The sequence below is a fragment of the Acinetobacter sp. AS167 genome, from assembly GCF_037152175.1.
GTDB lineage: Bacteria > Pseudomonadota > Gammaproteobacteria > Pseudomonadales > Moraxellaceae > Acinetobacter.
Window position 1 is genome coordinate 445,327 of record NZ_JBBCMP010000002.1, and the last position, 24,481, is coordinate 469,807.

The window sequence follows — 24,481 nt, forward strand, 5'->3', positions numbered from 1 at the left end:
TATTCCTCAAAAACTTTTTCATTCCATGAATTTATTATTCACACCAAGGATTTGGCTGTTCGCTTAATCCCATATAAATACTTTTTTGCTGCATATAAGACAAAATACCTAAACGCCCTTTTTCACGCCCGATACCACTTTCTTTAAAGCCACCAAACGGTGCCGAAATAGAGAATTTTTTATAGGTATTAATCCAGACTGTACCGACTTCCAAAGCACGCGCAATTTGCCAAGCTTTACGGTAATTTTCAGTCCAGATTCCTGCTGCAAGCCCAAAACAACTGTCGTTGGCTTGGGTGATTAAATCAGCTTCATCGTGATACTTCATCACCACCAAGACTGGACCAAAAATCTCTTCCTGACAGGTTTGTGCAGTATTATTTAAGCCGGTGATGATGGTCGGTAAGTAATAACTTCCTTTCGCCAAATCACCATCCGTCAGCGCTTGACCACCCACTACAACTTGACCACCTTCTTGCTTGGCCAATTGCACATAGGCATCGACAGAAGCCAAATGCTTTGGATTAATTAAAGAGCCCAAATGTACACCCGCGGTTTCTGGATGTCCCACTCGTAAAGCTTTGGTAATTTCAACCAAACGCTTAAGGAACTGATCGTAAATACTGTGATGCACGAAGAGTCGTGAACCTGCAATACAGGCTTGTCCTGCGGAACTAAAGATCCCATAAGCCACACCTTTAGCAGCCAACTCAATGTCTGCATCAGGCATAACAATCGTAGGGGATTTTCCACCAAGCTCTAATGAGGTGGTAATCAATTTATCTGCGGCAAGATGAGCCAAATGACGCCCTGTAGTGGTTCCGCCAGTAAATGAAATTTTGCGGACCAAAGGATGCTTTACGATGGCATCACCAATTACAGAACCACGCCCCACTAAAACACTGAGTAAGCCTTTTGGCAGTCCTGCTTGTTCAAAGATTTTCGCAAGTTCCAAGGCAATTAAAGACGTTGCCTCTGCCGGTTTAAGGATCACCGCATTTCCAGCAGCAATCGCAGGGGCAAGTTTTTGAACTTCACTGGCAATCGGTGAATTCCACGGTGTAATCGCGGCCACCACACCGACAGGTTCATGCACACTCATGGTCATAAAGTCAGCCGCACGTTGTGTGGTGAGTTCATCATTCAGCGTTTCACATGCTGCGGCAACATAGCGTGCTGTCGCGGCTGCACTCATCACTAAACCACGTGTTTCAGCCAGTGGCTTACCATTATCACGGGTTTGTAATTTTGCAAGCTCATCTACACGCGCTTCAATAATCTCTGCCACTTTATACAAAATACGCGCACGTTCATGTGGCATGCTATTGCGCCAGCCCGCTTGTCGCCATGCCAAGTCTGCTTTTTCAATTGCTTCATTGACATCATCTAAACTCGCTGTAGAAATTTCAGCATTGACAGATTGATCTGCTGGAAACAGACTTTGAATCGTATTGCCTTTACCTAATCGCCATTCACCTGCGATATAAATTTCCTTTACCATGATCAAATCCTTTTAAATCTGAATTGCTTCAACGCTATTGCGACATGCACGAATCACGCTAAGCGCAGCCAAAGTTGAGGTTTTAGGATTGCTTGCCAAAGGCACACCCACCAATTCAATGGTCATTTCACCAAACACGCCTTCTGCCACAATGGTGTGCTTGTTCTTATTAGTTTTTGGATCAACCGTAAGCTCAACCATGGTTTCATCCATGCCTAAACCTGCGAGTGCAATGGTTGCTGCAACATTGGCATTGGCTGGAAACTTCAGTGCTGCTTCTCTGGCTGTACCACGAAAAAAAACCATAGCTTCACTGACCTGATCGAGATCAACCAATTGTTCAGCATAACTGCCACGCCAACTCTTCGGGCTTTTACAGCCTTTATAGGTGACCTTTTCCAAACCACCTTCTTTTGCCGCAGAGATACCATCGATCCCCGCAATCGCACCCGCTAAAAGATGCAGATGGGCATCGTGTTGTTCCGCAGTCTGTTTCAGTTGAGAGAAAAATTCGCTATCGGCTAAGGTTCCTACTGAAATCAGACCAATGGTCCAACCTTTCTCTAACACCTTTTGGGCATGTTCTTTTACCGCCGCTTGGCCTGCCACTTCGATCACATAATCAGGCGTGCCAAGGCATGCATCAATCGAACTAATTACTTGTACCTGAGCGGATACTTGTGCCTGTACTTTTTCAACACTGCGTGCAGGCACCACAATCCATTTAAGCTGTAAATCTTGTGGCATATGTGCGTACACTTCTGCTGCCATTGCACCGAAACCAATCATCATCAACTGTTTCATGGGCACACCTTATAAATGTTTGTTAAATCCACCAGAGACATCCAAGGCTGCACCCGTGGTATATGATGCCAATGGTGAAGCCAAGAAGACCAAAGCGTTTGCTGGTTCTTCAGGTTTACCTAGACGTTGCATTGGAATACCACGGTTTTTTGCAATATTGCCTGTCCACTGTTCCCATGACGCTTGGCTATCTGAACGTGTTTCAAAACGGCGTTTCCACTGTGCTGACTCCACCATGCCCAATAAAATTGAATTCACCCGAATCCCATACTGGCTAAATTCATGTGCTAAGGAATGAGTTAAATTCAGCAAAGCGGCGCGTGCCGATGAAGTCGCGATCATGTGTGGTTCAGGTTGCAAGGCCAGTAAGGAATTGACATTGGTGATTGATCCACACGCCGAATTTTTTAAATCATCTAAAAATGCACGTACAGGATGCAAAACACTGAAATACTTCAATTCAATTTCTTTCATCCAATCTTCATCTTGGGTGTCTTCAAAATTGGATACACGCCCTTGACCTGCGTTATTGATCAACATGTCGACATTGCCTAAATTTTGATTGACCTGTTGTGCAAAGCGTTTTACATCTTGTTTGTCTAAAACATTGCAGGCTTGAGTAAAAATATGGGCTTGCGGATACTTTTCCAAAATATAATTTTTTGATTCTGCTAAACGCTGTTCATCCCGACCACACCATGCCACTTGGGCACCTTCTGCAACTAAAATTTCGACAGCAGCCAAACCAATGCCTGACGAGCCACCTGTTACTACTGCTATTTTTCCTTCAACTTGGAAGCTCATTTTTTTCTCTCGTTTGAGTATTAACGTGCCGATAAAATAATGTCGTTAAACTGTTGTGGTTGATCGACATAACTCAGATGACCTGCATCTGTAATCAGATGACATCGGCTCAATTGCATTTCTGCGACAAGGTCTTGGGTACCTTGTGCAGGTGTAATTTGGTCCTGATCGCCTGCAATCGCGACGCAAGGAACACGAATATCTGTTAAATAATTTCTAATTTCGTCATAGGCCAACAAATACGATGCATGGGTAAAACCGTCTAGGGTCAAATCCTGCATCACCGCTGTGACCAAAGCCAAAGCTTGAGTATCTTGTTTATAAATTAAATGCGGTCCACGACTTGCCGCCATGCCTGCATGACCTAAGCTTTTCAACAGCATTGGTCGTTTTTGATAAACCTGTGATTTGCTTTCCTCATCTGAACGTTGATAACCTTGTGCTACATTGGCAATCAGCAAAGTCTGTACACGTTCAGGATAAAGATGAGCAAAAGCACTGGCCTGTAAAGCCCCAAGGGAATGACCAACCAAAATGGCTTGCGAAATTGCCAAAGCATCGATTAAACCCAACAAACGTTGTGCATAATCTTCTGCATTCGGTTGCGCTGTATTTAAACCTTCTGATAAGCCATAACCCGGTGCATCCCAAGCAATCACACGAAAAGAGTGACTCAGTACATCAAGTTGGTTGATCCATGAAGCAGAACCCGAACTAATCCCATGTAGCAAAATCAACGGCTGGCCTTGACCCGCCTCACGATAGGCGTGTACTTGTCCATCAACTACAATGGTTTTGACTGGATATTTGGCTAATCGATCAAGCAATGTCATGGCTGGATTCCTTTGCTGTAGGGCTGGGCTTTGTCGATTCAATCAACGTTTGATTTGCGACAATGGATGTTCTGGTGGATAGTTCGGAATGGTCGGTTTACCCGCACCTAACATCACACACATCAAGGCATCTTCCTGACCTGGATTAAACAAGCCACGGTAAATTCCAGGTGGAATTGAAATCAGATCACGCTCTTTAAGTTTGGTTTGAAATTTCTCACCGTTATGTTCGATAAATAGGTCAATCTCACCACGCAACATAAAAAACACTTCCTCAACATCATGATGAATATGCAAAGGCCCTTCGCACTGCGGAGGTAAAACCATGGTTGAAAAAGTGAAGTTTTCTGCTGGAACAGTGTTGCCATCATTCACTACACCTGTTGCACCCGTGCCCATATAACGCATTTGGGCACGACGATATTTGGGGTCATAGTCCGCTTGGAACTTCAAGGCATCAAAATCATATTTACGTGTTTCAAAACGTGCGATACGGGTATTTAACCAATCTTGTAAGCTTGTACCTTCAGGCTGTGACCATGATTCGAATTGTTGAGTAGTCATGTTTTAACTCCTAGATATCTTGAATTAATAACGTTTTAGTAAAGGAACTAAGAAGAACGATCCAATCACAGCAACTGCTGCTAAGAAGGTAATTCCTAAATTAAAACTATGGGTTTGCATCACGATGTAACCGATCAGAACGGGTGCAATTGCACTGGCAAAATTACCCAGTCCATTAAAAATCCCACCCGCAGTCGCGCCCACATCAGCAGTGGTCACACGAGCAAGTAGTGCAAATATTGCTGCGACACCAAAGCCCCAAGCCATTGCGCTAAGAGACATTGCAACAATCACTAAAATTGGATCTGTCATAATGACCATGACATACATAAAGATGCCGGCCACCAATAAGCCACTAAAAACTTGAATGGCACGACGACCTAACTTGTCAGAAAGAAATGCACCAATCACTTCACCAATCAACATGGCGATAAATGGGAAACTTGAATAAATACCAAACTCTTTAAGGTTAAAGCCCTTGTCTTGAATCAGGTAGGATGGAACCCAACTGTTTAATCCCCACAGATAAGTCATCAGTGCAATATTGAAAATACACACCAACCAAAATGAACCGTTCTGTAATAGCACCTTGGTGTTATGGATATGCCCTTTAAAATTGACACGTTTACTGGTCGCTTCCAGCTCAATGGTTTTCTTGAGTTGTAAATTACGTAAGCCAAAGACAATCGCAATCAGTGCAATTACAGTTAAACCAGCCATCACAAAGAAGGTGGTATGCCAATCATGGTTTGCGAGAACAGCCGCTGTAATTGGAAAACCCAAGAAGGCACCGATCGGCGTACCCAATAAAAACATGGTGGAAGCACGTGCTTGCTGACGATCTGTATAGGTTTGTTTCACGATGGTATAAGCCAAGGCAAATAATGGGCCTTCAGCTAATCCAAGCAGAACGCGGAGGACCAACATCCCTGTATAGTTGGTGGTAAAACCCATACAGAACATGAGTATCCCCCAAGATAAGACGCTCCAAAACAGCATTTTTTTAGGGCTAAAAATATCGCCTAAGAAGCTTAAGAACACAGAGGAAAAACCATAAGCCAATAAAAAGCTGGTCATTAACCATCCAAGTTTTGCTTTGTCTTGGGCAATCCCCATCGCGCCCTGAAAGTGCGGGTCAGCAAATAAGACTGCGATACTAATTTTGTCGAAAAATGCCAGAACGACACAGATCATCAGGACAAAAGCAGGAACCCAATGCTTCAATCCACTTTTCTCTTCATTACTCATATTTCATTCCTTCGATTGAGTCATGAACCGGATCTAGGTGCTGTTGACATTTCACAATGGTTTAAATATCAACAGACTCTAAGGTTTACGGTTTTAATTTCATTACATTAAATTCAGGGTCTGCTAATAATTGAGGGTCTAACACGGTATTGGATTGCATCCAGCGTTTTGCCAGTTTGACCAGTTTTGAGTCATTGATTGCAATCATGTTGATCAAACAGTTTTGCTCATCCAGATAAAGATAACTGCACTGATCTGCTGCATTTTGACGTAGCACAATCTGCTTAGTTTTTTCAGGTTGGTAAGTTCCTAAAATCTGAATGTTGTAGTGATACTGATCTGACCATAACCAAGGAATATCCAGATATTCCGTATCCATACCTAACATTGACTTTGCCGTGGCAATGGCTTGATTTTGTGCATTGGCCCAAGACTGAATGCAATAGCCCAAACTTGGATGTATCGCCACATCACCTGCGGCATAAATGTCTTGGTCTGAAGTTTGTCCAAAACCATTGACGACAATGCCATCTTTAACGTCTAAACCCGCACTCACACCCAGCTCTTTGGCAATATCAGCACCCGCACCCACTACTACACAATCAAACAGTTCACTGGCATTTGGATGATTCACCACTTCAACTTGCTGTTGACCTGCTTCAATCAAATGCACATTTTTACTATTTAAATGGATCTGAGTACCTTGTTGTTGATGCATATTTTGCAGAAATTCAGACACATCAGAGCTAACGCTACGTGCACAAAGTCGATCACCGTATTCAAAAACATGCACTTGTTTGCCTTGTTTCCGTGCCGTTGCTGCAATTTCCAAGCCGATCCAACCACCACCAATTACTGCTAACTTTTGCGTATGTTGTAAGATTTCGGCTAAACGTTCACAGTCTTGTACATTACGTAAAGTCACCACATTGGGAATAAACTGCCATGTATTGACTGGCACACGTGCTCGGCTTCCAGTCGCAATCAATAATTTGTCATAAGGCAAAACTTGACCGCTTTCTAAAACCACATGTTTTTGTTGGCGATCCACTTGAGTTGCCACAGCTGGTTTATGCCACTCGATATTAAAATCTTGAACCTGTTCAGCAGAGAACAGATGCAAACTGTCATAACTGGCTTCTTTGGAGAGGACTTGTTTTGACAGCGGTGGGCGTTCGTAAAATACCCGTTCCTCATTGGATACCACATGAATTTCACCTAGAAATCCATGTTGACGGAGTGTGCTGACCGCCCAACCTGCGGCTTGTCCTGCGCCAACGATGACAATTCTTTGCATAGCTTAATCTCTCTGTTCCAACTGCTTATACAGGTTTGACTTGGCGACGAGTGTGGTCATCTAAACCACCTTCAACCGCCCACTCAGTAAAGAGTTCTAAAGAATGTTCTTCAACACGTGGTTGCCATTCTTCCGTCAAATAATCATCATTGGTGTAGTATTCAAATGCACCACCCAAAGGTGAGTTGACATACCAGAAGTAAGCCGAAGAAATTGGATGACGACCCGGACCAATAAAAGTAGACCATTCAGAACGGTTCATGTTTAAGCCACCGCCAATCACTTCATGAATATCACGCACCACAAAGGCCACATGATTGAGTCCAGCAGGTTTATTGGGTACCGAAAGCAAAAACAAATCATGATGATAGCCTTTGCCACGACAACGTAAAAAAGCACCACGATTACGATAAGCATCCGATAAGAAGAAACCGAGCTTTTCGATATAGAACGATTCTGTTTTTTCTAAATCTGGAGTAAAGAACACCACATGTCCAATCGCAACAGGTTGCCCTTTTTCATACACTGGACTGGCTGCATTGACACGAGTGATACTGCCGTATTGATTAATCCCTTCAGTTTTTAACGCAGGTAGCTCTTGGGTAAAGCTGGCTTGAAAGCAAATGGTCATCCCATTTGGGTCTAAGCATTGCAGCATGTCAGCCGTGGCTTGATAGCCATCTACATCTTTCAGGCGAGTCGCTAAATCAGCCAAATCCTGTGCTGCATCATCCAAGCCCCAAGTCACTTCACGTAAGGTTGAACCTGACTCGATGGCCTGTGGTAGACGCTGATCATCACAATCAAATAAATAAATTTTACTGCCGTTCTGGGTTTGATAAAGATCCGTACCCTCAATATCTGATTGGCTTGGCTTTAAACCAAAATCTGCCAAAAATTTATTTGAAGCAGCCCGATCCTCAACGCCAAACTTTAAAATCTCAATCCCTGTAATCATGAAACAATTCCTTAATTAAAGACAAAACCACCATTTACGGGAATATTCTGTCCAGTCACAAATGAGGACAAATCCGAAAGTAAATAAAGTGCTGTTCCGTTCAGATCCTGTGGTAACTGCTGACGTTGAATCGCACGACCATTTACATATAAATCATGACGATCTTGCGGTACATATTCTGTTGCTTCAACCAGCGTCAATCCTGGAGAAAGCGTATTGATACAAATATTAAATGGCCCTAACTCTCTTGCCATCGAACGGGTCATTGCCAGCAAAGCACCTTTACTTGCAACATAAGCCATCAAGTTAGGTGCGCCCCATAAAGCCGTATCCGATGCCACATTAATTACCTTGCCTGCATCGGACTGCTTGAGATATGGCACACATGCTTTGGTGACCAACCACGTCCCTTTGACATTGATGTTCATGACGCGATCCCATAGATCGGCGTCATAATCCATCAAGCTTTTACCACCCACATTGGTCGCAAGTGCAGCGCAATTCACCAAACCATCTATTCCAGCTAAATGTTCAGCTGCTTGCTGAACAGCCTGTTGAATCGAATCAGCATCAGCCAAGTCAATCGTGACCGCAGTCACCTGTAAACCCTGTGCCTGCAATATTGCTGCTTCTTGTTGCACAAGATCTGCCAAGATATCCGCCATGACCACTTGAGCACCTGCTTCGGCAATGGCCTGTGCAAAGTCTCGTCCCAAGCCTCTTGCTGCGCCTGTAACAAAGACTTTCTTGCCCTGCAACAATGCGACATTAACCATGAACTTGTTCCTGCATTTCAATACGGTTTGAGCTATTCAAGCTCGCAATTTTCTTTATCTGCTTTTCCGCTTCTTTTTTCATTAAACGGCGTAAGCGCGATAAACCGACATCATGTTGATAGAGGAATTCATGTTGACGTGCGTTTGGCGCAAGATTTTCTAAAATAATTCGATCTTGTTCCAAGACATCCCAATGCAGTTTTTCTAAATGATTGCGATAAAGAAAACGCCAAACATTACGTTGCCAACCACTGACTTTACGACAACGCCAGAAGAAAACACGGGTATTTTGAGCATCAATCGGTGTGGCATACCCCACAATCCAAAACTCACCGCCTGGACCAAAATCTTTACGATAAGGAATCGAAAGACGTAACCAACTTGCACCAGTATTGGCATATTCAACCCAGTCAAAATTGACCCCAGTTTGTCCCTCTTTTTCAAAGACAAAGCCATTTTCTGTTGAACGGTGTTTCATTTCTGCGGTACGTTCACCGTCTGCCATTGAGTGCGAGGTACAATGCAAATAAGTGCCATGCATTGGGTCCATCACATTATCAATCGCATATTGATGATTGACCTTCCAATCCGCTTGGCATAGGAATGAACTCCACTCCTCACTCGCCAATTGCTCAGGAAAATCAAGGGGTTTAGCGACTTCATTTGGATCAATCCCAAACCACAGGAAAATTGCACCATGTTGCTCAATCACTGGGTAGCTTTTCACACAGGTTGTGCCTTTCATTGGGCATTCATGTACTGCGGGTACATCTTCAACCTTGCCATCATGGCGAACTTCAACGCCGTGATACCAACATGCCACGCGATTACCTAAGTTCCAGCCTAAAGAAAGACGAGCACCACGGTGCGGACAACGATCTTCTAAAGCATGTACCTGACCTTGGTCATCACGCCAAACCACGATATTTTCACCTAAACGGGTAATACCCACAGGATTGGCTGCGACTTCCCAACTTGCCAGTACAGGATGCCACTGATCACGTAAACCTAAATCTAAATACTCCTCAACACTCGGAGTCACTGTTACTGCTGCATTCATCACTGTTCTTCCTTGAATCAATAACCTAAACGTTGCATTTCTTCAGAAAATGTTTCAGAAGTCCAAAGTTCACCAGACTCGCAACGAAAACCTTGTTGATTTAAAGATTGAACCAAATCGGTAAGTTCTGTTACGCCTGAAGAAAAGGCTTGAATTAAATGTTGAACAAAATCCTGCTCATAGACTGTTGGCACTTTATAGCGCGTTTGCCAAATCAAAAGCTCTGGCTGTCCCGGTATTTGAATATTGTTGATCCCTGCTTCGGTCGCTGGCGTGGCATGAATCCAGTTCGCTAGCTTCTCATTAAATGTTTTCATGAGATTCCATCCTTATAAATAAGACTTATAGTTGAATTTGAACGTCCTGCCCTTCAACACGTACGGGATAAGTACACAAATCACGACATCCCGGTCCACTCTTTAGCTCACCTGTTTGAATATCAAAAATTGCCTCGTGTAATGGGCATTCCACGGTTTGATCTTCAATAAAACCTTCTGTTAGCAACGCAAAGGCATGTGGGCAAACATTCTCGATCGCAAAATAATTGTCATCGATAAAAAAAACACCAATTTTCTTACCCTCGACTTCTATGGCTTTCGGCTCGTCTTCGGTAATGTCATCTTGCTGACAAACTGAGATCCAACTCATTTTTGCATCCTTATTTGTTTTATATATAAAACTTAATTTAGCATTTAAAACATAATGAATAGCATAAGCTTTGATCATTTTGCTTGTCAAATACTATATTTTTATGTTTTTCAATGAATTAATAAAAAGTTATATTTTTAGATGTTTCTTAATCAAAAAAATGTTTTATATATAAACATTGAGATTAGAAAAATTGATGATTACTATAGTGATATTCCATGTGCAGGAATTCCAAAATAAACACAGGGCAACTTGGCAATGAACTTAATAAATGATGCTCTCTTGGAGCAAAATGCTGAACCCAATAATGATGAGCGTTATTTAGTACCGGGTTTGGTGCGTGGCTTAGCTATTTTAAAATTATTTGATCAACAGCATCAGGAAATGACCATTTCTGAAATCGCAGAAAAATTAGATGTAAACCGTTCGAGTGCTTTTCGTTTAATCCACACTTTAGAGTTTTGTGGTTATTTAAGAAAAATGTCGCAAAAGACTTATGCGCTGAACAGCAACGTGATGGAACTTGGTTTTAACAGCTTATCCAAATCATCGCTGACTGATCTGGCTAGCCCCATCATGCGTGAATTACGCGATAAAATTAAGATTGCTGTGCATCTTTCGATTTTAGAAGGCACTGATATTGTCTTTATCAGTAATGCCCAATCCATTGGTTCATTTACCAGTAATGTGCATATTGGTACACGTTGGCATGCCCATGCCACTGTAATTGGACAATTAATTTTATCTCGCCTTTCTGAGACTGAAGTGATTAAACGCTATGAACACTTTACTGATTGGAAAGTCTATTCTGATCGTACACCACGTGATTTGGCGAGTTTATTAGAACGTTTAAATTATGTCCGCAGTCAGGATTTTATGATCAGTTGGGGGCACTTTAATACCGACATGGCTGCCAGCGCTGCACCGATTTATAGTCAGGCAACTCAAGAAATCGCTGCCGTATTATCTGTAAGTTGCCCATTAAGCACCTATACAGAAGATTTATTTAGAGGTGAAATTTCTCAAAATGTGGTTGAGTATGCCGATAAAATTTCAAAATTTATTTATTTTTAAGCATTGATAAAATCTCATCGCTTCAATTTGGGCATCGTGAATACAAACCAAACTTTCTAGATATACACGCCAAATAAAAAGTCCTTCTGGTTTTTATTTGGCGATCATTATTATTTCTTTTCTTTTTTTTGGGGGGGGCTTAAAATCTCAATGCTCACGCTATGCTTCTTAAAAGAATCGCTGCGCTTTTGGCTAAACCTGAATGTTTAAAAGTCGCAAACATCGGGCTGCTTTATAATTCAATTTCTCTGCTGATGATGGCAGAAGCAATTGCTTGAGCAGTAGATTTTACTCCTAAGCGCTTTCTTATACTGCGTAAATGATTTTCAACAGTTCTCTCTGAAATTTTTAAAATGTCGGCAATCTCGAAATGCTTTTGACCCACTGCTGCCCATTTTAAAACTTCTTTTTCACGTTTGGTCAGTATTTTTCTATGCGCAATTCTATGCTTTTGTTTATATAGAATTTCACCAAAAGCAATATTACAAACCATCTGTACTGTGAGTTTAAAATCAGCACCCATATCCGAAATCTCACCTGCAAATGAAATTGCACCCTCTAAACCTGTTCGACCAAATACGGGCACTTGTATTCCATTGACCTCACCAAGATGTAGAGGGCTTTTGATAATCCGATAGGTTTCTTTTGCAGTTTTTTTATGCGAGCTCTTTGCCCAAAAAAAGGCTTCATCGTATTCAAAAATATGCTTGGTGATTGGGCAGCGGCGTAAATAAACTTCACGCTCTTCGATATTGCTGCGATCAACCCAGTTACCATGCACAAAGAAAACTTCATCAATCCATTCATGTTGGTTTTGAGGTGAAACACTACATACAATAATCCGATCAAAATTTAGCTGAGCAGCAAATCCCACCAGAATTTTAAATAGACTTTCGAGGTCACGTGCTTGTCTCAATTGGTGAACGGTCTGAAACAATAAATCGGCCAATTGATTGCTTGCAAGTCTCATAAAGCCGTCTTCTCACTAAACTGAACACTTAAAACTAAAATATTGGAGATCAGTAGCAAATCGCCTCTAGATCTCCAATATTGAGATAAAAAATTGCGTCTAAATAGAAACAACCTCTTGATTGATGCTTATAGCAATTCAGGATCAGCCAATAAGGTTTCAGCGGCTAACTTACCTAAATTATGCGATGCCAAAGGACTGTCTCCAGTCAGAAGTTTTCGGTCTTTATGGACCTGCCCTGTGATACCTTTATTTAGGATTTTAACGCCTAATTTATCGAGGTTTTCACCCACCAACCATTGTAATGGTCCCGGCATATAACCAATTTCAATATTTGCGCCTTTATCTAAAAAGTCAGGAAATACACAAATTTCATAATCTTTAAATATATAGTTTTCTGGTTTTTCATCGACAGCTGCGGCAAGTAGAGCTGCGGGTCCATGACACAGTGTAATCACATATTTATCATTGTTTATCGCCCATTCTAAAACTTTTTTTACACTTTTACTTTCAGGAATTTTTGCGAGTACACCATGACCACCGGGAATGAAAACACCTGCATATGGCGAGTTTCCAGTAATGATCTCGTCTAAAATATCATCAAGCTTTAACGGGTTTTTAAGTTTTTCAGCGTACTTTGCATAAGTATCTAAAACCACTTGGTCTTCATTCGGCATTGCCCATATTTCCAACTTGGCAGGATTGCCTGAAAGCGTTGCAATATCAAACTCAAAGCCTGCATTGTCTAAATGAAATACTGGAAGTAACATTTCAACTGGATGATTTCCTGTAGAAAAGAATTTACCGTTCTGCATCAGGATATAGCGCTCATCCGTTGCAATCATCAGAATTTTTTTGTCACCATGATATGGGTTGGAATAAGTCGTACCGTCATAATCTGTTTTCGATGCGGTGTACTGGCTTAAAGAATAAGGGGATGGAAAAAATGCATTATCTTCAGCAGTATCTGGTGTAGGTATTTTACTTAGTTCAGTCATTTTTTACTCCAAGCGTTCTTATAGAGGATATATTCAACATGCACAGTATATTCTGCCCTAAAAAGATTTTTGAATGAGGGAAAACCCCTATTTCTACAATTTTAAAACATATGCTGAATTCAATTTTTATCAGACTATCGCTGCCGATAAACCCTGCTTTTATTAAAAATAAGTATTTAATTTTTATTAAACTATATTTAAAGAAATTTTTATTTTTTCTACGATCAATACTCACGTTTGATACAGAAATACAACGTGGCGATGAAATGGAATACTGTGAGTGATTTTTTAAATGTTGATTGTGTATTGAGCCTTGAAACTCAAAATGCCGCTTAGAAAAAATCGATGGCTTTAATGATGAAACTTAACCCTGATCTTAGATTAAGTTTCACCTGATTAGCTTAACACATTATCCTCGTTCACCAACAATCACGAAGTTCATGAATTTAAAACAATAGGTCATTGTTAAATTATTTCCACTCCATCTCACCCGTCAACACTTTAGAGCTTAACTCCAAAGAGCTTTCTTCAGCCAAGTTCGGGTATTTTTCTTTTAAAGCAGCAATCACTGATGCTGAATCTTTATGATCTTTTAAAACTTGATCAACATCCACAAGGTATTGATAAGTAAAGTCGATTGCTTGAGTTCCTGTTGGAATATCACCAATATAATGTCCAGGAATCACTGCACGTGGATTTAAACGATTCATTTGTTTTAGCGTTTTTCGCCATTCGTTACGTTCTTTTTCAGTTTGTGCATCTGCTGTCCACAGATGAATCCCTGAAGATAACCCTACACCACCTAGAATTGTACGATTGCTTGGAACCCAAAGATAAGATGCGTATTTACCCGGTGATTTGATCTCAATTTTTTCACCTTCAAGCACAATGGTTTTATCTTCGCTGGTACTCGGTACAATCACTTGAGATGGCGCACCATTTTTTAAGATAGGCCCCCAATAAGCAAACTTACCTTCTTTGGTTGCTTCAATATGTTTAACAACTTCAGGGGTTGCAATCACTTTTGCATCTGGAAATGCTTGTACCAGTGGCTCTAAACCAAAATAAAAATCAGGATCACCCGCTGTAATCACAATATATTTAAGGTTTTTACCGCTGTCTTGAATGATTTTAACCAAGTTCTTTGCATCGTTAACACTGAATTGCGCATCTACCAGCACTGCATCTTTTTCACCCGAAATAAGTGTAGATGTAACTGGAAAAATGCCTTGTGCTTGTGGGTTATAAACTTTATAGCTTAACTCTGCTGCAAATGCTGAAGCACTCAACATCACTGAACTTGCAAGAAGTGTTTTTAAGAATAATTTCATATTGTTGGCTCTCTTTAGAATTAAATTAAGATTTAAGTAGTTGTTGATCTAAAAAACGTACAAAATCCTCTGATTTATTATAAAAACCATGAAGCGGTATTTTGCCCATTTCACCATGTTGATTTTCATACACCAATGTTGGAAAACCTTGTCCTCGAACATGGGATAATAATTGGCGTGCATGTTGAATATATTCATCTTGTTGATCTTGATCGATCGCATCTAAATATTTTGACCATTGGTCATTATTCAGTCCTAACTCGACAGCAAATTGCGCCAGTACACTATATTGTGTAACATTTAGACCTTTTTGATAGTAGCCCTGTTGTATTAAATTTAATAACGAAATCATCGCGCTATGCCCTCCCCCCTGCTGAATACTCAGTAAAGCATGAGTTGCAGGGATAGAGTTCATGATCAGTGTGCAGTCTTTAAGCAAGCCATTTTTATATTCATCACCAAAATCCACGCCTGTGAGTTGATGGATTTGTTCATCATAGTGAATGATCTGTGTTCGCATTGCTGCTGTCATTTGTGGTTGATGATCTTCACTATAAAGTCCACCAAAATGTAGACGTTGTAGATTTGGAAATTTTTCTTCGACTGCATTAATTAAAGGCAGTACACCATAACTCCAGCCGCAGATCGGGTCGATAATCCAGTGTAGAATTGGAGAAGCCATAAATTAACTCTCATCTATAAATATATAATTCAAAATGTGTGAAAAGCCACACAGTTTTGCTGATATTTGTTATAGTAAATAATAAACTTACTTTTTGTAAGTACTTACAAAAAAGTAAGTGTTTTTTAGTCGTGGAAAGTTTATGAATGCTGATGAATCTTGTTTAGCCGCAAATGTGTTGTCAAAGAATTGCCCCTCTCGGGTTAAGCTTATGCATTTAACCAATCGTTGGGGCGTTTTGGTCATGTTCTGTTTAAGAAGAGGGACTCACCGTTTTAGTGAGTTAAGACGTAGAATTGATGGCATCAGTGAAAAAATGTTGACTCAAACTTTACGTGATTTGGAAAATGATGGTTTTGTGATTCGTAAGGAATATCCAGTTATTCCGCCACATGTAGAATATTCTTTATCTGAAAATAAAGGAGTTGAAGTCGCTGAAAAAATTTATGATTTGGTTCAATGGATTGAACAAAATGAAAATTAACTTGGAATTGTTATAAGTTTTCTATTTAAGGTTCTTTTCACTTTTCTTTAGTTTGATATTATCAATAAACATAAGGGACTGAGTGATATCTATTTCAACTTATATTATTTAGGTTCTTAATACTTTATTGCCTAAATTAAATTCATTCACCATCACTTCCAAATCACAACTAATTTTTAAGCTTTTATTCTCGATATATTTATTTAAATTTAAAGATATATAAGGCAAGAAAATATTCATCAACTTAATTAAATCACTAATTCCTTTCGCTTCAAATTCGACAATATCTAAATTTATATTATTTTCATTCATGTTAACAAGATTTACTGTGACTTCATATTCGAACCCTATATACATATCACTTTCAATTTTTGGATAAATATAAATATCTAAAATTAATTTATATTTTTTGAATTCCCACAATAAAATTGTGATATGCATATCTGTTCATTAAATTACAAAAAATATGATTATTTTTAACAATCATATTCATTTTCAAAACTTAGTATTTCATTTATAGCTTTTCAACTTTTTACTACTACTTTGTCGTGATTCTGCTATGAATTAGCTTCTATTTTCTTCAGAAGATACTGGTAAAAATGAATAACCTTTTGCATATATTTCAAAACAATGATCATAAGTCCATAATAAATATAAATTCATTCCATTTCCATCATAATTTACATAATCAAAGTTTGAATTAGATTTATGTGAGTACAAATGTTCAAACTCATCATATTGAAGCATTTTAAAATTATTTACATTAGTAAACATGATTGATAGCAACTCGGAAGTTTTAAAAGTTTTACCATTTTCATTTTTTTTAATTTGACTATATGTCAAATTAAATTCTAAGCTATTACCTTGAGGATTAAATTTAAACTCATTTAACCAAAAATCTGTACGAGATGAAAGTATCCCAAATCTGGTACTGATTGGTAAAAAATTTAATTGTGACATATTGTTTTTCCTGCATCATTTGTAGAGAATCGACGTAAAGTAGCTTCTTGCTGTATTTCTTCTGGAGTAGCCCATCTTGTATTTACTCCAACTTTCGCCTGTTTCGCGGCCGCTAATCTTCGATTATCAAGAGAATATACCATATTACTTTTAGCACCTTGCTCTAATAATTTGGCTTGAACATTTTGTGGAAGATCTTTAAATCTCACTAACCTAATAGGCTCAACTTTGGCAGCATAAGATGGATCTGCCTGCAATCTATGTGCTAGGCCATTAACATTACCACCATTTCCAAAACAAGGACTATAACCATTTTGACTGTACCTAACTGTTTTAGTTGACTTTATACGTTCCAATCCTAAAGGATCAATCCAACTGGTTGAACTAGGTGCATATTGGTATAGATTATTTCCACCTGTTAATCCAATAGGATCTTTACTTACAAACCGTCCTACATAAGGCGAGTAATACCGATAGCGGTTATAATGCAATCCTGTCTCTTGATCCTTGCGCTTCAGACAGAGCAATGCTCTGTCTTTGCTCATGCACCTTGAAAACGAATATTATTTGAAATAATTTCTGAGTTTTCGAAGAAGTCAGATTTCACTTTTTCAGACTTACCACTTCGAGCATAGCTCTCGTCTTGCGCTCGTGCAAAGCGTTGCTTTGCTGACACGAGCTCACCCCATGCCTTATATTGCGCCGTCCAAATGATTGCACCTGTATGGTCACTCATTTCTTGCGGTGTACCTAAGTGGTCACAGTGGTAGAACCATACATCATCGAAGCCTTTGCTTTGCTTGGTGGTTTTCGATAGCAAATTTTGGCGTACGTTATATGAATAATTAAAATAAAAATAAGCTCAATGAAGCTATCATTGAGCTTTGTATAATTTGAAATAACTTATCTGATTTTAAATTTTATTGATTAGAAAAAACTACAATTTTCCCTTCAGGTAGATGACCATCCCATCCACACGGAAAACCACCATTTAAATATATTTCTAAAATTTCTTTCCAGATTGTAGGAAAATAGTCATTTGCATAACATTGAAATATTATACCTATATCTCTATACATTAACTCTACTATCAGACAAGCTTCACCCGTTATCCATTTTTCTTTAGCTCCGTTAAGGTCTTGATTTTCAAATCCAAAATAATTTTTTTGTTTTAGTTTATATTTAATCCGATCGCTCCATTCAAAGCTTTCTGGAAAAATCTCGGGGGTATCAGTCACAGTTTCCCATTCATCAAAATCATCAAAACTATCATTAGTCGCATAATCTATCCCTAAATTAGCATCAAAAATAATCTTGTAATCTTTTTCAGTACTAAACTTAGTATTATAAAAATTACCTTTTTCCAAAAAAGATATAAATTCAACTGCACTTTCTACTACTTGATCCCAAGTCTTCATTTATGTTCCTTTCACATGGTCTCTTATCATATTAGTGCCTTCATTCCTCTTCAAAAATATCAAATGAATGTAAATTTATATTATTCAAACTCGCTAATTGTTTTTTCATAAATTCATACTTACTTTGTTTTTCTTTATTTTTTCCATTTAAAAAACCCAATTTCAAAATAGTTTCTATTCCACCGTCATTTATTTGCAAATCACCATCAGGTAACTTATTTTGCAATATTTTAAAATTATCACAAAATAATCCCTCATAAGAGTAATAATTTCCCAAATAATCGCTGCTATGTTCAATAAAAGAAATATCAAATTTTTTTTCAAAAATTTCAGCCAAATCAAATACTTTAAGTTTTGAAGCATACGTTAAAAAAAAACTTTTTTTCATTTTACACCTTGTACACAGAAGTAAAAATCATTACTTTCTAAACCTTCATTTGAATATTTCATATGTTATTATTTCAGAAATAAGATCCTATTTAAACTTCAAAGATTTCTCTTATATAATTCTATTAAACCAATTTTTCTATCCATTTCAACATTTTCATCTTTATTAAATTTTTTTCAAAAACAAAATAATTAATAGCACCATTAAAAAATGAATTTAAAAAATCAATCAAATCAAATTCTTTCTTTAAATAAACCATATTTTCTGATGTAATTTCAAGACTAATAATATTTTTTTAATTTTTACCAAAACAAAACGTATATCCTGCGAAGGAAAGCCAATACCATAAACTCCTTTTTCAAAAAAATCATTAAATCCATCAGCAATAAATCCCCAAAACCAATTAATATCATCTACAATTTCTGATCCAAAAATTTCCTTCCCATAATAAAAAATTATGATTTTTCCTTGCACATAGTCCCAATCAAGACTCTTTACTTGATGAGATAAAGTAAAATCATTGATATCTACATAATTTTCATTAATTTTAATGAGTGACTTAAATTCAATCATACTGCCTCTTAATAAAATTGCCCTCTTCGCCCACGATTCGACCCAGAAAAAATGTAAAGCCTTGGAAAGATACAAAAGTTCATTCGCGAAAGCGAAATGAACTACTTTGGACGGTTAAACGTTTCGGCAGGACACTATGAAAAAATGGTCAGGCTATTATCATCGAAGTTTGGTTAAAACCAAGATCATGATTATTAAGCACTATTAATCCTTAGGCTATAATTATATTAACAATTTAGACTAGCTTTCAAAAAAAAGATAGTTTTCTCTGAATCCATATTTAAACTTAATATATTTCAAAGCAGCCACATAACTAAATTGGCTTAATTTAAAAATGAGCTCAATTAAATCAGGCATATCAAAATTTTTATTAACAATATATATTTCTGCTTTATTTAAGCTATATATTTCCAAAAAAATACCAGTATCAGTATTCTTAATATTAAAGCATGGTGAATCAGCCAAGTCTTCTTGTTGAACAATAATAACTTCTTTATCCATTAAATTTTCGCTATTCAAAAATGGATTCAGTTTAACACCATCTTCTTTGTTGAAATCTTCACCAGCTAAAATATAATAAAATTTATTAGACTCTGTTTGATATTTAAACTTTTTCCAAGGCTTATTTTTCATTAGTATTTTTTTCCATTAACGATTAAACCCTTCTTATATAACAAATGCACATTCTCTACTCCTCCTAGCTTATTCCAAGCATTCAAATGAGATGGTATTTCGGTTTTACCATTTTTATCATTAAATGAATGACCTGGTGAATCATCTCGCCAACCAGAGCAAGGATTATCTCCTCCACTATTCTTTCCGATTACACCATTACTATTACTCCATGTTCTCGGTCCACCTCGATAGTCTTGCCTACGTGTCGTTTTCGGTGCACTTGATAAGTTACCAGCAATTTCTGATGCTGCTTGCTTCGCTGCTTTATGTGACGGCATCTCATAATAATCAGATGTGATATGTTTTCCACCATATTTTTTTACAATCGCATCAACATTAACTTTTTTATTCAATTTGCATGCTGACAACCCTAAGGGATCCATCCAATCTATTGGATTTTGAGTATATTGATAATTATTACTCCCTCCCAACAACCCAATCGGATCTTTACTTACAAACCGTCCTACATAAGGCGAGTAATACCGATAGCGGTTATAATGCAATCCTGTTTCTTGATCCTTGCGCTTCAGACAGAGCAATGCTCTGTCTTTGCTCATGCACCTTGAAAACGGATATTATTTGAAATAATTTCTGAGTTTTCAAAGAAACTGGATTTAGCTTTTTCAGACTTACCACTTCGAGCATAGCTCTCGTCTTGCGCTCGTGCAAAGCGTTGCTTTGCTGACACGAGCTCACCCCATGCCTTATATTGCGCCTTCCAAATGATTGCACCTGTATGGTCACTCATTTCCTGTGGCGTACCTAAGTGGTCACAATGATAGAACCATACATCATCAAAACCTTTACTATGCTTAGTCATTTTCCACAATGGATCATGATAAAGACTATAAGGTTTATTGCTCCAATCTACACTCTGATGTACTTCTGCTCCACCCATATAAACAGATTGGAGTAATGGAATAAAACTATCTTTTTCATAGATATAATGTTTTGTATAATCTTGAGTGGATTCAAAGGCTACTGTATCCCCATCCAAACCATAAATCACATTCTGTTCAGCACCTGTGTGATGATGTTTACTACGTTTTTGAATACGTCTACTTAATGCATCGTAAAGATACTCTGCGGTATATTCAGTATTTCGACTTTTGATTAATCGACCAAATACATCCCATTCAAGATTTAAATCACCTTGTCTCGTTTTTTGTCGAATTAGTTGACCATTGGCATCATATTGGTATTGAATGGAAAAAATATTATTTAAAATAATTTGACTTAAATAAATATGAATTACTTATAAAAACTTAATAAATGTATTTATACAATTTTCATCAGTAATGTTTAATAATTCCCCAATCAAATTATCCTTAAAGTCATTTAATACTTCGTAATCATCATTAAGTATTTTTTTATTGTAAGTAATATAAAACAATTGTACATAACAATCTAATATAGCTATAAACTCCTCAAAATTTTTGGCTAAGGGTTCTAATTCTATTTTTCCAACCCCATGTTTAGCAATTTTTACTTTATAATCAGTAGTTGAACTATAAAAAATTGGATTAGCTATAATATCCCCTAAAACGTATAAACTCAGATCATTTGAATACACATCTTGCATATCATAAATATCATAAATACCATATAAGGTAATATTCTCAGCCGACCAATCAAATATAAGACTATCTGAACCAACAGCATTTACAAAACTTAAAAAATCAGATGGTAATTCAATATTAACTTTTTTTCCTTCTGTAATTTTATCAAATTCAGCATATTTCTTTAAATTGTCTAAACTCATAATTTACATCCTTTTTTATCCATTTTGTCTTTTGCTAGATTGTATTACCTCATCATTTCCGCCCTATCAATTAGTCTTCCAGTTGTTGGATTAGTCCATTTGCGTGTGGTTTCAGTTTGACTGTTTCTGTGTCCTTGTAAACCATTTTTGTGTTCCCCACCATTTGGAGAGTTAGTTAAGAATACAATATTTCTAGGATCTCCCTCCCATTCAGGTGCAGAAGCAGCATTATTTATATGATGACCTGTATAACCTTTAACCTTACCAGTAGTTTTTAATTCAGTTTTTTGAGCTTCTGTCCAATTAGTTGTACCATAGCCTGTCAATGTAACTAGTTGCTTCTCTAAAGCCCAAGCTCTGTTTATACCACTTGTATAACTACCAGCTAAAGGAGTAACTTTATCCTTTTTGTATCGAACTATATCTACCTTTATTGGACAAGCACTTAACCCATAAGGATCAATCCACGCAACAGGATTTGGTGCATAAGCATAAACATTGTGCCCACCCAACAACCCAATCGGGTCTTTACTAACAAACCTTCCTACATAAGGTGAATAATACCTATAACGGTTATAGTGAAGTCCCGTTTCTTGATCCTTGCGCTTCAGACAGAGCAATGCTCTGTCTTTGCTCATGCACCTTGGAAACGAATGTTGTTGCTTATAATTTCTGAGTTCTCAAAGAAATTAGATTTGTTTTTCTCAGCTCTACACTCACCCCATACCTTATATTGCGCTTTCCAAATGATTGAATCTGTATGATCACTCATTTCCTGTGGTGTACCTAAGTGGTCACAGTGGTAGAACCATACATCATCAAAGCCTTTACTTTTCTTGATGGTTTTCCATATAGGATCACGATAAATACTATAAGGTTTATCTGTCCAATCAAGTGTTTGGTGTAGTTCTATTGAGCTTTGATAAACCGCTTGTAACATTGGTACAAAGTTGTCTTTTTCGTATATATAATGTTTGGTGTAATCTTCTGTAGACTCAATCGTCCTACATAAGGTGAGTAGTATCTATGAAGGTTATAATGAAGCCCTATTTCCTCAAAAAATACTGCCGCCAAAACAAATATAGTTTAGTTATCACTATTATGTATTCGAAAAACTTGACTATCGTCCGTTACCCAAATACCACTATCCCAATTTATATTAAATTTTTTGAAAGTTTCTAAAGTATTTATCTCAAAATCACTTTTTTGATTTTCATTTAAGTATTGTACAAATTTGAATTCAACAGTATCAGACGCATCATTTAGCACGCCAAACTCTCGATCCTCTCGATTCATTAATGCCAATGAAAAAATTTCATTTTGCGCAATAAATCCTAATTTTTCTTCAAATTTATCTGTTTCTTCTAGCTTAATTTGAAATGCTTTATCAAATAAACTTACATTCTCTTTGATATAAAATTTAGGATTTAATTTAAATGTTAATCTTCTATGCTTCATTTCATAATTTATTTTGTATATCGCTTTTGGGCTTAAATCATCAAGTTCATGGTTTTTAAATACTCTAAAACCGAAACTTTCACATCTCATCCCTTTTAAACATGGTTTTGATCTAAATTTAATATCAATTTATTGCTAAAGATGCCTTTAATAATAGTTTTGTGTAAACAAAGCCATTACTGATCCCTTATTATCTTTCTTCCTAGGTTTAGTGAATTAACAATATTCTCTAGAACTAGACCAATTTTAAAATCATTACTTTCAATGTTATTAATTAAGTCTAAGGATACATAAGACATAGTTTTATCAATCAATTTCAATAAATTACTTATTTTTTTCACTTCAAATTCAATCGTATCTAAACTTTCATTTTTTTTATTTAAATTAATTAAATTTACTGTAAGCTCATACTCAAAATCTAAATATATATCATTTTCAATTATAGGAATAATATATACATCTAAAATTAATTTATATCTAACTGATTTCACATCAACTTCACTTGACGCATAAAAAATATTTGTATAAAAGTATGCATCTATTACATCAAACTTCTCATCATCATCTAATGAATTCAACCATTGTAAATCAATATTATATAAATAATTTTTTACAATCGTCCAATTTCTAGTAACCTTTAATGAAAGCAAATAATTTTCATTTAAAAAAGATTCATAACTCATACTTAATTAATCCTTTTACGATAATAACCATTATAACGTGCTTCTGATATTGGATGCCCATGAAACTCGTTAGTACTTGAAGAAACTTCAATACGCATATATTGTGTTGGTTTTCCTTCATTGTAGCCAATTATTCTTCCGGCATCATAAATATAATAATGTGAACCTTTACCATCATTCTCATATTCTATGCCTTTTGATAAGCCTTCTTTTTCAATTTTATTTCTGAAAGCTGTAACTTTTGGTGTTGTCGCACTACAACCTAAACTATCCCCCCAGTATTGAGCAGGTTTTCCATAACTAGAATATTTTATTGCAGTATCTTTACATTTTGCTTGTGTATGTTTTAAATACACTCCTGATTTAGAATTTTCCCTACGTCGCCTATCTGCTTTTATTTCATCTAAACTTCTTTGTTTCAACCCTAGAGGGTCAACCCAATCTATAGGGTTATGTGTGTATTGATAAAAATTAAGACCACCAAATAAACGGTAATCCCCCTCAAAATAATTGAACTTAAAAGTGAAAAACC

At 37.3% G+C, this 24,481-nt stretch carries 28 protein-coding genes and 4 pseudogenes; 3 read left to right on the forward strand and 29 right to left on the reverse strand.

Features of this window, described 5'->3' with window-relative positions:
* Positions 1-34: 34 nt before the first annotated feature.
* The 12 genes from WFN33_RS05330 to WFN33_RS05385 all read right to left on the reverse strand — a co-directional run bounded on the left by WFN33_RS05330 (position 35) and on the right by WFN33_RS05385 (position 10,493).
* A complete protein-coding gene (locus tag WFN33_RS05330) occupies positions 35-1,501 on the reverse strand; it encodes an aldehyde dehydrogenase (protein ID WP_004717613.1) in 1,467 nt (488 codons plus the stop codon).
* Between the two features lie 12 nt (positions 1,502-1,513).
* Entirely contained in the window at positions 1,514-2,305 is a 792-nt protein-coding gene (locus tag WFN33_RS05335) for an aspartate dehydrogenase (RefSeq protein ID WP_336951932.1), read from the reverse strand.
* 9 nt (positions 2,306-2,314) lie between these two features.
* Positions 2,315-3,109, reverse strand: a complete 795-nt coding sequence (locus WFN33_RS05340) for an SDR family oxidoreductase (RefSeq protein WP_336951933.1) — start codon at positions 3,107-3,109, stop codon at positions 2,315-2,317.
* 20 nt (positions 3,110-3,129) lie between these two features.
* Positions 3,130-3,942, reverse strand: a complete 813-nt coding sequence (locus WFN33_RS05345) for an alpha/beta fold hydrolase (RefSeq protein ID WP_336951934.1) — start codon at positions 3,940-3,942, stop codon at positions 3,130-3,132.
* A 42-nt stretch (positions 3,943-3,984) separates the two neighbouring features.
* Positions 3,985-4,506 carry a cupin domain-containing protein gene (locus WFN33_RS05350; protein ID WP_004717620.1) on the reverse strand — a complete coding sequence of 174 codons (522 nt, stop codon included), beginning with the start codon at positions 4,504-4,506 and terminating at the stop codon, positions 3,985-3,987.
* Between the two features lie 24 nt (positions 4,507-4,530).
* On the reverse strand, positions 4,531-5,754 hold the full coding sequence (locus tag WFN33_RS05355) for an MFS transporter (RefSeq protein ID WP_336951935.1): 1,224 nt from the start codon (positions 5,752-5,754) through the stop codon (positions 4,531-4,533).
* An 85-nt stretch (positions 5,755-5,839) separates the two neighbouring features.
* A complete protein-coding gene (locus WFN33_RS05360; protein ID WP_336951936.1) occupies positions 5,840-7,051 on the reverse strand; it encodes an NAD(P)/FAD-dependent oxidoreductase in 1,212 nt (403 codons plus the stop codon).
* A 25-nt stretch (positions 7,052-7,076) separates the two neighbouring features.
* Positions 7,077-8,009: a VOC family protein gene (locus WFN33_RS05365; RefSeq protein ID WP_336951937.1), complete on the reverse strand. Its 933-nt coding sequence runs from the start codon at positions 8,007-8,009 to the stop codon at positions 7,077-7,079.
* Positions 8,010-8,020: 11 nt separating this feature from the next.
* Positions 8,021-8,785 carry an SDR family oxidoreductase gene (locus WFN33_RS05370; RefSeq protein WP_336951938.1) on the reverse strand — a complete coding sequence of 255 codons (765 nt, stop codon included), beginning with the start codon at positions 8,783-8,785 and terminating at the stop codon, positions 8,021-8,023.
* Complete coding sequence (locus tag WFN33_RS05375; protein WP_336951939.1) at positions 8,778-9,845, reverse strand: aromatic ring-hydroxylating dioxygenase subunit alpha; 1,068 nt, start codon at positions 9,843-9,845, stop codon at positions 8,778-8,780. Before WFN33_RS05375 ends, WFN33_RS05370 begins: the two co-directional genes overlap by 8 nt.
* A 17-nt stretch (positions 9,846-9,862) precedes the next feature.
* The gene (locus WFN33_RS05380) at positions 9,863-10,162 is read right to left on the reverse strand and encodes a recombinase-like helix-turn-helix domain-containing protein (RefSeq protein ID WP_336951940.1); all 300 of its coding nucleotides are present in this window, start codon (positions 10,160-10,162) and stop codon (positions 9,863-9,865) included.
* Between the two features lie 25 nt (positions 10,163-10,187).
* Positions 10,188-10,493: a non-heme iron oxygenase ferredoxin subunit gene (locus WFN33_RS05385; protein ID WP_034615827.1), complete on the reverse strand. Its 306-nt coding sequence runs from the start codon at positions 10,491-10,493 to the stop codon at positions 10,188-10,190.
* A 258-nt stretch (positions 10,494-10,751) separates the two neighbouring features.
* On the opposite strand from WFN33_RS05385, the gene WFN33_RS05390 reads away from it, so the two are divergent.
* Positions 10,752-11,567 carry an IclR family transcriptional regulator gene (locus WFN33_RS05390; protein WP_336951941.1) on the forward strand — a complete coding sequence of 272 codons (816 nt, stop codon included), beginning with the start codon at positions 10,752-10,754 and terminating at the stop codon, positions 11,565-11,567.
* Between the two features lie 232 nt (positions 11,568-11,799).
* On the opposite strand, the gene WFN33_RS05395 is transcribed toward WFN33_RS05390, so the two are convergent.
* The 4 genes from WFN33_RS05395 to WFN33_RS05410 all read right to left on the reverse strand — a co-directional run bounded on the left by WFN33_RS05395 (position 11,800) and on the right by WFN33_RS05410 (position 15,548).
* Entirely contained in the window at positions 11,800-12,537 is a 738-nt protein-coding gene (locus WFN33_RS05395) for a PA1136 family autoinducer-binding transcriptional regulator (RefSeq protein WP_336951942.1), read from the reverse strand.
* Positions 12,538-12,665: 128 nt separating this feature from the next.
* Positions 12,666-13,535, reverse strand: coding sequence for a glyoxalase III HchA (gene hchA, locus WFN33_RS05400; protein WP_336951943.1), 870 nt, complete (start codon positions 13,533-13,535; stop codon positions 12,666-12,668).
* Positions 13,536-14,005: 470 nt separating this feature from the next.
* The gene (locus WFN33_RS05405) at positions 14,006-14,866 is read right to left on the reverse strand and encodes a Vmh family MBL fold metallo-hydrolase (RefSeq protein WP_336951944.1); all 861 of its coding nucleotides are present in this window, start codon (positions 14,864-14,866) and stop codon (positions 14,006-14,008) included.
* 25 nt (positions 14,867-14,891) lie between these two features.
* Positions 14,892-15,548, reverse strand: a complete 657-nt coding sequence (locus WFN33_RS05410) for a DsbA family protein (RefSeq protein WP_336951945.1) — start codon at positions 15,546-15,548, stop codon at positions 14,892-14,894.
* Positions 15,549-15,690: 142 nt separating this feature from the next.
* Here WFN33_RS05410 and WFN33_RS05415 point away from each other — a divergent pair, with 142 nt between their 5' ends.
* Entirely contained in the window at positions 15,691-16,032 is a 342-nt protein-coding gene (locus WFN33_RS05415; protein ID WP_336951946.1) for a winged helix-turn-helix transcriptional regulator, read from the forward strand.
* A 108-nt stretch (positions 16,033-16,140) separates the two neighbouring features.
* Here WFN33_RS05415 and WFN33_RS05420 read toward each other — a convergent pair whose 3' ends face one another.
* The 6 genes and pseudogenes from WFN33_RS05420 to WFN33_RS05445 form a co-directional block, all read right to left on the reverse strand.
* Entirely contained in the window at positions 16,141-16,473 is a 333-nt protein-coding gene (locus tag WFN33_RS05420; protein WP_336951947.1) for a hypothetical protein, read from the reverse strand.
* A 123-nt stretch (positions 16,474-16,596) separates the two neighbouring features.
* On the reverse strand, positions 16,597-16,992 hold the full coding sequence (locus WFN33_RS05425) for a hypothetical protein (protein ID WP_004717653.1): 396 nt from the start codon (positions 16,990-16,992) through the stop codon (positions 16,597-16,599).
* Positions 16,980-17,830: pseudogene (locus WFN33_RS05430) on the reverse strand (RHS repeat domain-containing protein); the annotation flags it as partial. The gene WFN33_RS05425 and the pseudogene WFN33_RS05430, both read right to left, overlap by 13 nt.
* A gap of 82 nt (positions 17,831-17,912) precedes the next feature.
* Positions 17,913-18,410: a hypothetical protein gene (locus tag WFN33_RS05435; RefSeq protein WP_336951948.1), complete on the reverse strand. Its 498-nt coding sequence runs from the start codon at positions 18,408-18,410 to the stop codon at positions 17,913-17,915.
* 40 nt (positions 18,411-18,450) lie between these two features.
* Positions 18,451-18,798, reverse strand: coding sequence for a hypothetical protein (locus WFN33_RS05440; RefSeq protein ID WP_336951949.1), 348 nt, complete (start codon positions 18,796-18,798; stop codon positions 18,451-18,453).
* A gap of 246 nt (positions 18,799-19,044) precedes the next feature.
* A complete protein-coding gene (locus tag WFN33_RS05445; protein ID WP_336951950.1) occupies positions 19,045-19,371 on the reverse strand; it encodes a hypothetical protein in 327 nt (108 codons plus the stop codon).
* Positions 19,372-19,406: 35 nt separating this feature from the next.
* On the opposite strand from WFN33_RS05445, the pseudogene WFN33_RS05450 reads away from it, so the two are divergent.
* Positions 19,407-19,570, forward strand: a pseudogene (locus WFN33_RS05450) (IS5/IS1182 family transposase); the annotation flags it as partial.
* 41 nt (positions 19,571-19,611) lie between these two features.
* Here WFN33_RS05450 and WFN33_RS05455 read toward each other — a convergent pair.
* The 7 genes and pseudogenes from WFN33_RS05455 to WFN33_RS05485 all read right to left on the reverse strand — a co-directional run bounded on the left by WFN33_RS05455 (position 19,612) and on the right by WFN33_RS05485 (position 24,371).
* A complete protein-coding gene (locus tag WFN33_RS05455) occupies positions 19,612-20,004 on the reverse strand; it encodes a hypothetical protein (RefSeq protein ID WP_056513207.1) in 393 nt (130 codons plus the stop codon).
* 392 nt (positions 20,005-20,396) lie between these two features.
* A pseudogene (locus WFN33_RS05460) lies at positions 20,397-21,250 on the reverse strand (RHS repeat domain-containing protein); the annotation flags it as partial.
* Between the two features lie 51 nt (positions 21,251-21,301).
* Positions 21,302-21,808 carry a hypothetical protein gene (locus WFN33_RS05465; RefSeq protein WP_262783028.1) on the reverse strand — a complete coding sequence of 169 codons (507 nt, stop codon included), beginning with the start codon at positions 21,806-21,808 and terminating at the stop codon, positions 21,302-21,304.
* A gap of 44 nt (positions 21,809-21,852) precedes the next feature.
* A pseudogene (locus WFN33_RS05470) lies at positions 21,853-22,805 on the reverse strand (RHS repeat-associated core domain-containing protein); the annotation flags it as partial.
* 89 nt (positions 22,806-22,894) lie between these two features.
* The gene (locus WFN33_RS05475) at positions 22,895-23,356 is read right to left on the reverse strand and encodes a hypothetical protein (RefSeq protein WP_336951952.1); all 462 of its coding nucleotides are present in this window, start codon (positions 23,354-23,356) and stop codon (positions 22,895-22,897) included.
* Between the two features lie 86 nt (positions 23,357-23,442).
* A complete protein-coding gene (locus WFN33_RS05480) occupies positions 23,443-23,949 on the reverse strand; it encodes a hypothetical protein (RefSeq protein ID WP_336951953.1) in 507 nt (168 codons plus the stop codon).
* Positions 23,950-23,951: 2 nt separating this feature from the next.
* A complete protein-coding gene (locus tag WFN33_RS05485) occupies positions 23,952-24,371 on the reverse strand; it encodes a hypothetical protein (RefSeq protein WP_336951954.1) in 420 nt (139 codons plus the stop codon).
* Between the last annotated feature and the right edge of the window lie 110 nt (positions 24,372-24,481).

Bases quoted from the DNA above. Each gene is read 5' to 3' on its own strand.
- WFN33_RS05330 (WP_004717613.1), bottom strand. From the start codon at position 1,501: ATGGTAAAGGAAATTTATATCGCAGGTGAATGGCGATTAGGTAAAGGC.
- WFN33_RS05335 (WP_336951932.1), bottom strand. From the start codon at position 2,305: ATGAAACAGTTGATGATGATTGGTTTCGGTGCAATGGCAGCAGAAGTG.
- WFN33_RS05340 (WP_336951933.1), bottom strand. From the start codon at position 3,109: ATGAGCTTCCAAGTTGAAGGAAAAATAGCAGTAGTAACAGGTGGCTCG.
- WFN33_RS05345 (WP_336951934.1), bottom strand. From the start codon at position 3,942: ATGACATTGCTTGATCGATTAGCCAAATATCCAGTCAAAACCATTGTA.
- WFN33_RS05350 (WP_004717620.1), bottom strand. From the start codon at position 4,506: ATGACTACTCAACAATTCGAATCATGGTCACAGCCTGAAGGTACAAGC.
- WFN33_RS05355 (WP_336951935.1), bottom strand. From the start codon at position 5,754: ATGAGTAATGAAGAGAAAAGTGGATTGAAGCATTGGGTTCCTGCTTTT.
- WFN33_RS05360 (WP_336951936.1), bottom strand. From the start codon at position 7,051: ATGCAAAGAATTGTCATCGTTGGCGCAGGACAAGCCGCAGGTTGGGCG.
- WFN33_RS05365 (WP_336951937.1), bottom strand. From the start codon at position 8,009: ATGATTACAGGGATTGAGATTTTAAAGTTTGGCGTTGAGGATCGGGCT.
- WFN33_RS05370 (WP_336951938.1), bottom strand. From the start codon at position 8,785: ATGGTTAATGTCGCATTGTTGCAGGGCAAGAAAGTCTTTGTTACAGGC.
- WFN33_RS05375 (WP_336951939.1), bottom strand. From the start codon at position 9,845: ATGAATGCAGCAGTAACAGTGACTCCGAGTGTTGAGGAGTATTTAGAT.
- WFN33_RS05380 (WP_336951940.1), bottom strand. From the start codon at position 10,162: ATGAAAACATTTAATGAGAAGCTAGCGAACTGGATTCATGCCACGCCA.
- WFN33_RS05385 (WP_034615827.1), bottom strand. From the start codon at position 10,493: ATGAGTTGGATCTCAGTTTGTCAGCAAGATGACATTACCGAAGACGAG.
- WFN33_RS05390 (WP_336951941.1), top strand. From the start codon at position 10,752: ATGAACTTAATAAATGATGCTCTCTTGGAGCAAAATGCTGAACCCAAT.
- WFN33_RS05395 (WP_336951942.1), bottom strand. From the start codon at position 12,537: ATGAGACTTGCAAGCAATCAATTGGCCGATTTATTGTTTCAGACCGTT.
- hchA (WP_336951943.1), bottom strand. From the start codon at position 13,535: ATGACTGAACTAAGTAAAATACCTACACCAGATACTGCTGAAGATAAT.
- WFN33_RS05405 (WP_336951944.1), bottom strand. From the start codon at position 14,866: ATGAAATTATTCTTAAAAACACTTCTTGCAAGTTCAGTGATGTTGAGT.
- WFN33_RS05410 (WP_336951945.1), bottom strand. From the start codon at position 15,548: ATGGCTTCTCCAATTCTACACTGGATTATCGACCCGATCTGCGGCTGG.
- WFN33_RS05415 (WP_336951946.1), top strand. From the start codon at position 15,691: ATGAATGCTGATGAATCTTGTTTAGCCGCAAATGTGTTGTCAAAGAAT.
- WFN33_RS05420 (WP_336951947.1), bottom strand. From the start codon at position 16,473: ATGCATATCACAATTTTATTGTGGGAATTCAAAAAATATAAATTAATT.
- WFN33_RS05425 (WP_004717653.1), bottom strand. From the start codon at position 16,992: ATGTCACAATTAAATTTTTTACCAATCAGTACCAGATTTGGGATACTT.
- WFN33_RS05435 (WP_336951948.1), bottom strand. From the start codon at position 18,410: ATGAAGACTTGGGATCAAGTAGTAGAAAGTGCAGTTGAATTTATATCT.
- WFN33_RS05440 (WP_336951949.1), bottom strand. From the start codon at position 18,798: ATGAAAAAAAGTTTTTTTTTAACGTATGCTTCAAAACTTAAAGTATTT.
- WFN33_RS05445 (WP_336951950.1), bottom strand. From the start codon at position 19,371: ATGATTGAATTTAAGTCACTCATTAAAATTAATGAAAATTATGTAGAT.
- WFN33_RS05455 (WP_056513207.1), bottom strand. From the start codon at position 20,004: ATGAAAAATAAGCCTTGGAAAAAGTTTAAATATCAAACAGAGTCTAAT.
- WFN33_RS05465 (WP_262783028.1), bottom strand. From the start codon at position 21,808: ATGAGTTTAGACAATTTAAAGAAATATGCTGAATTTGATAAAATTACA.
- WFN33_RS05475 (WP_336951952.1), bottom strand. From the start codon at position 23,356: ATGAGATGTGAAAGTTTCGGTTTTAGAGTATTTAAAAACCATGAACTT.
- WFN33_RS05480 (WP_336951953.1), bottom strand. From the start codon at position 23,949: ATGAGTTATGAATCTTTTTTAAATGAAAATTATTTGCTTTCATTAAAG.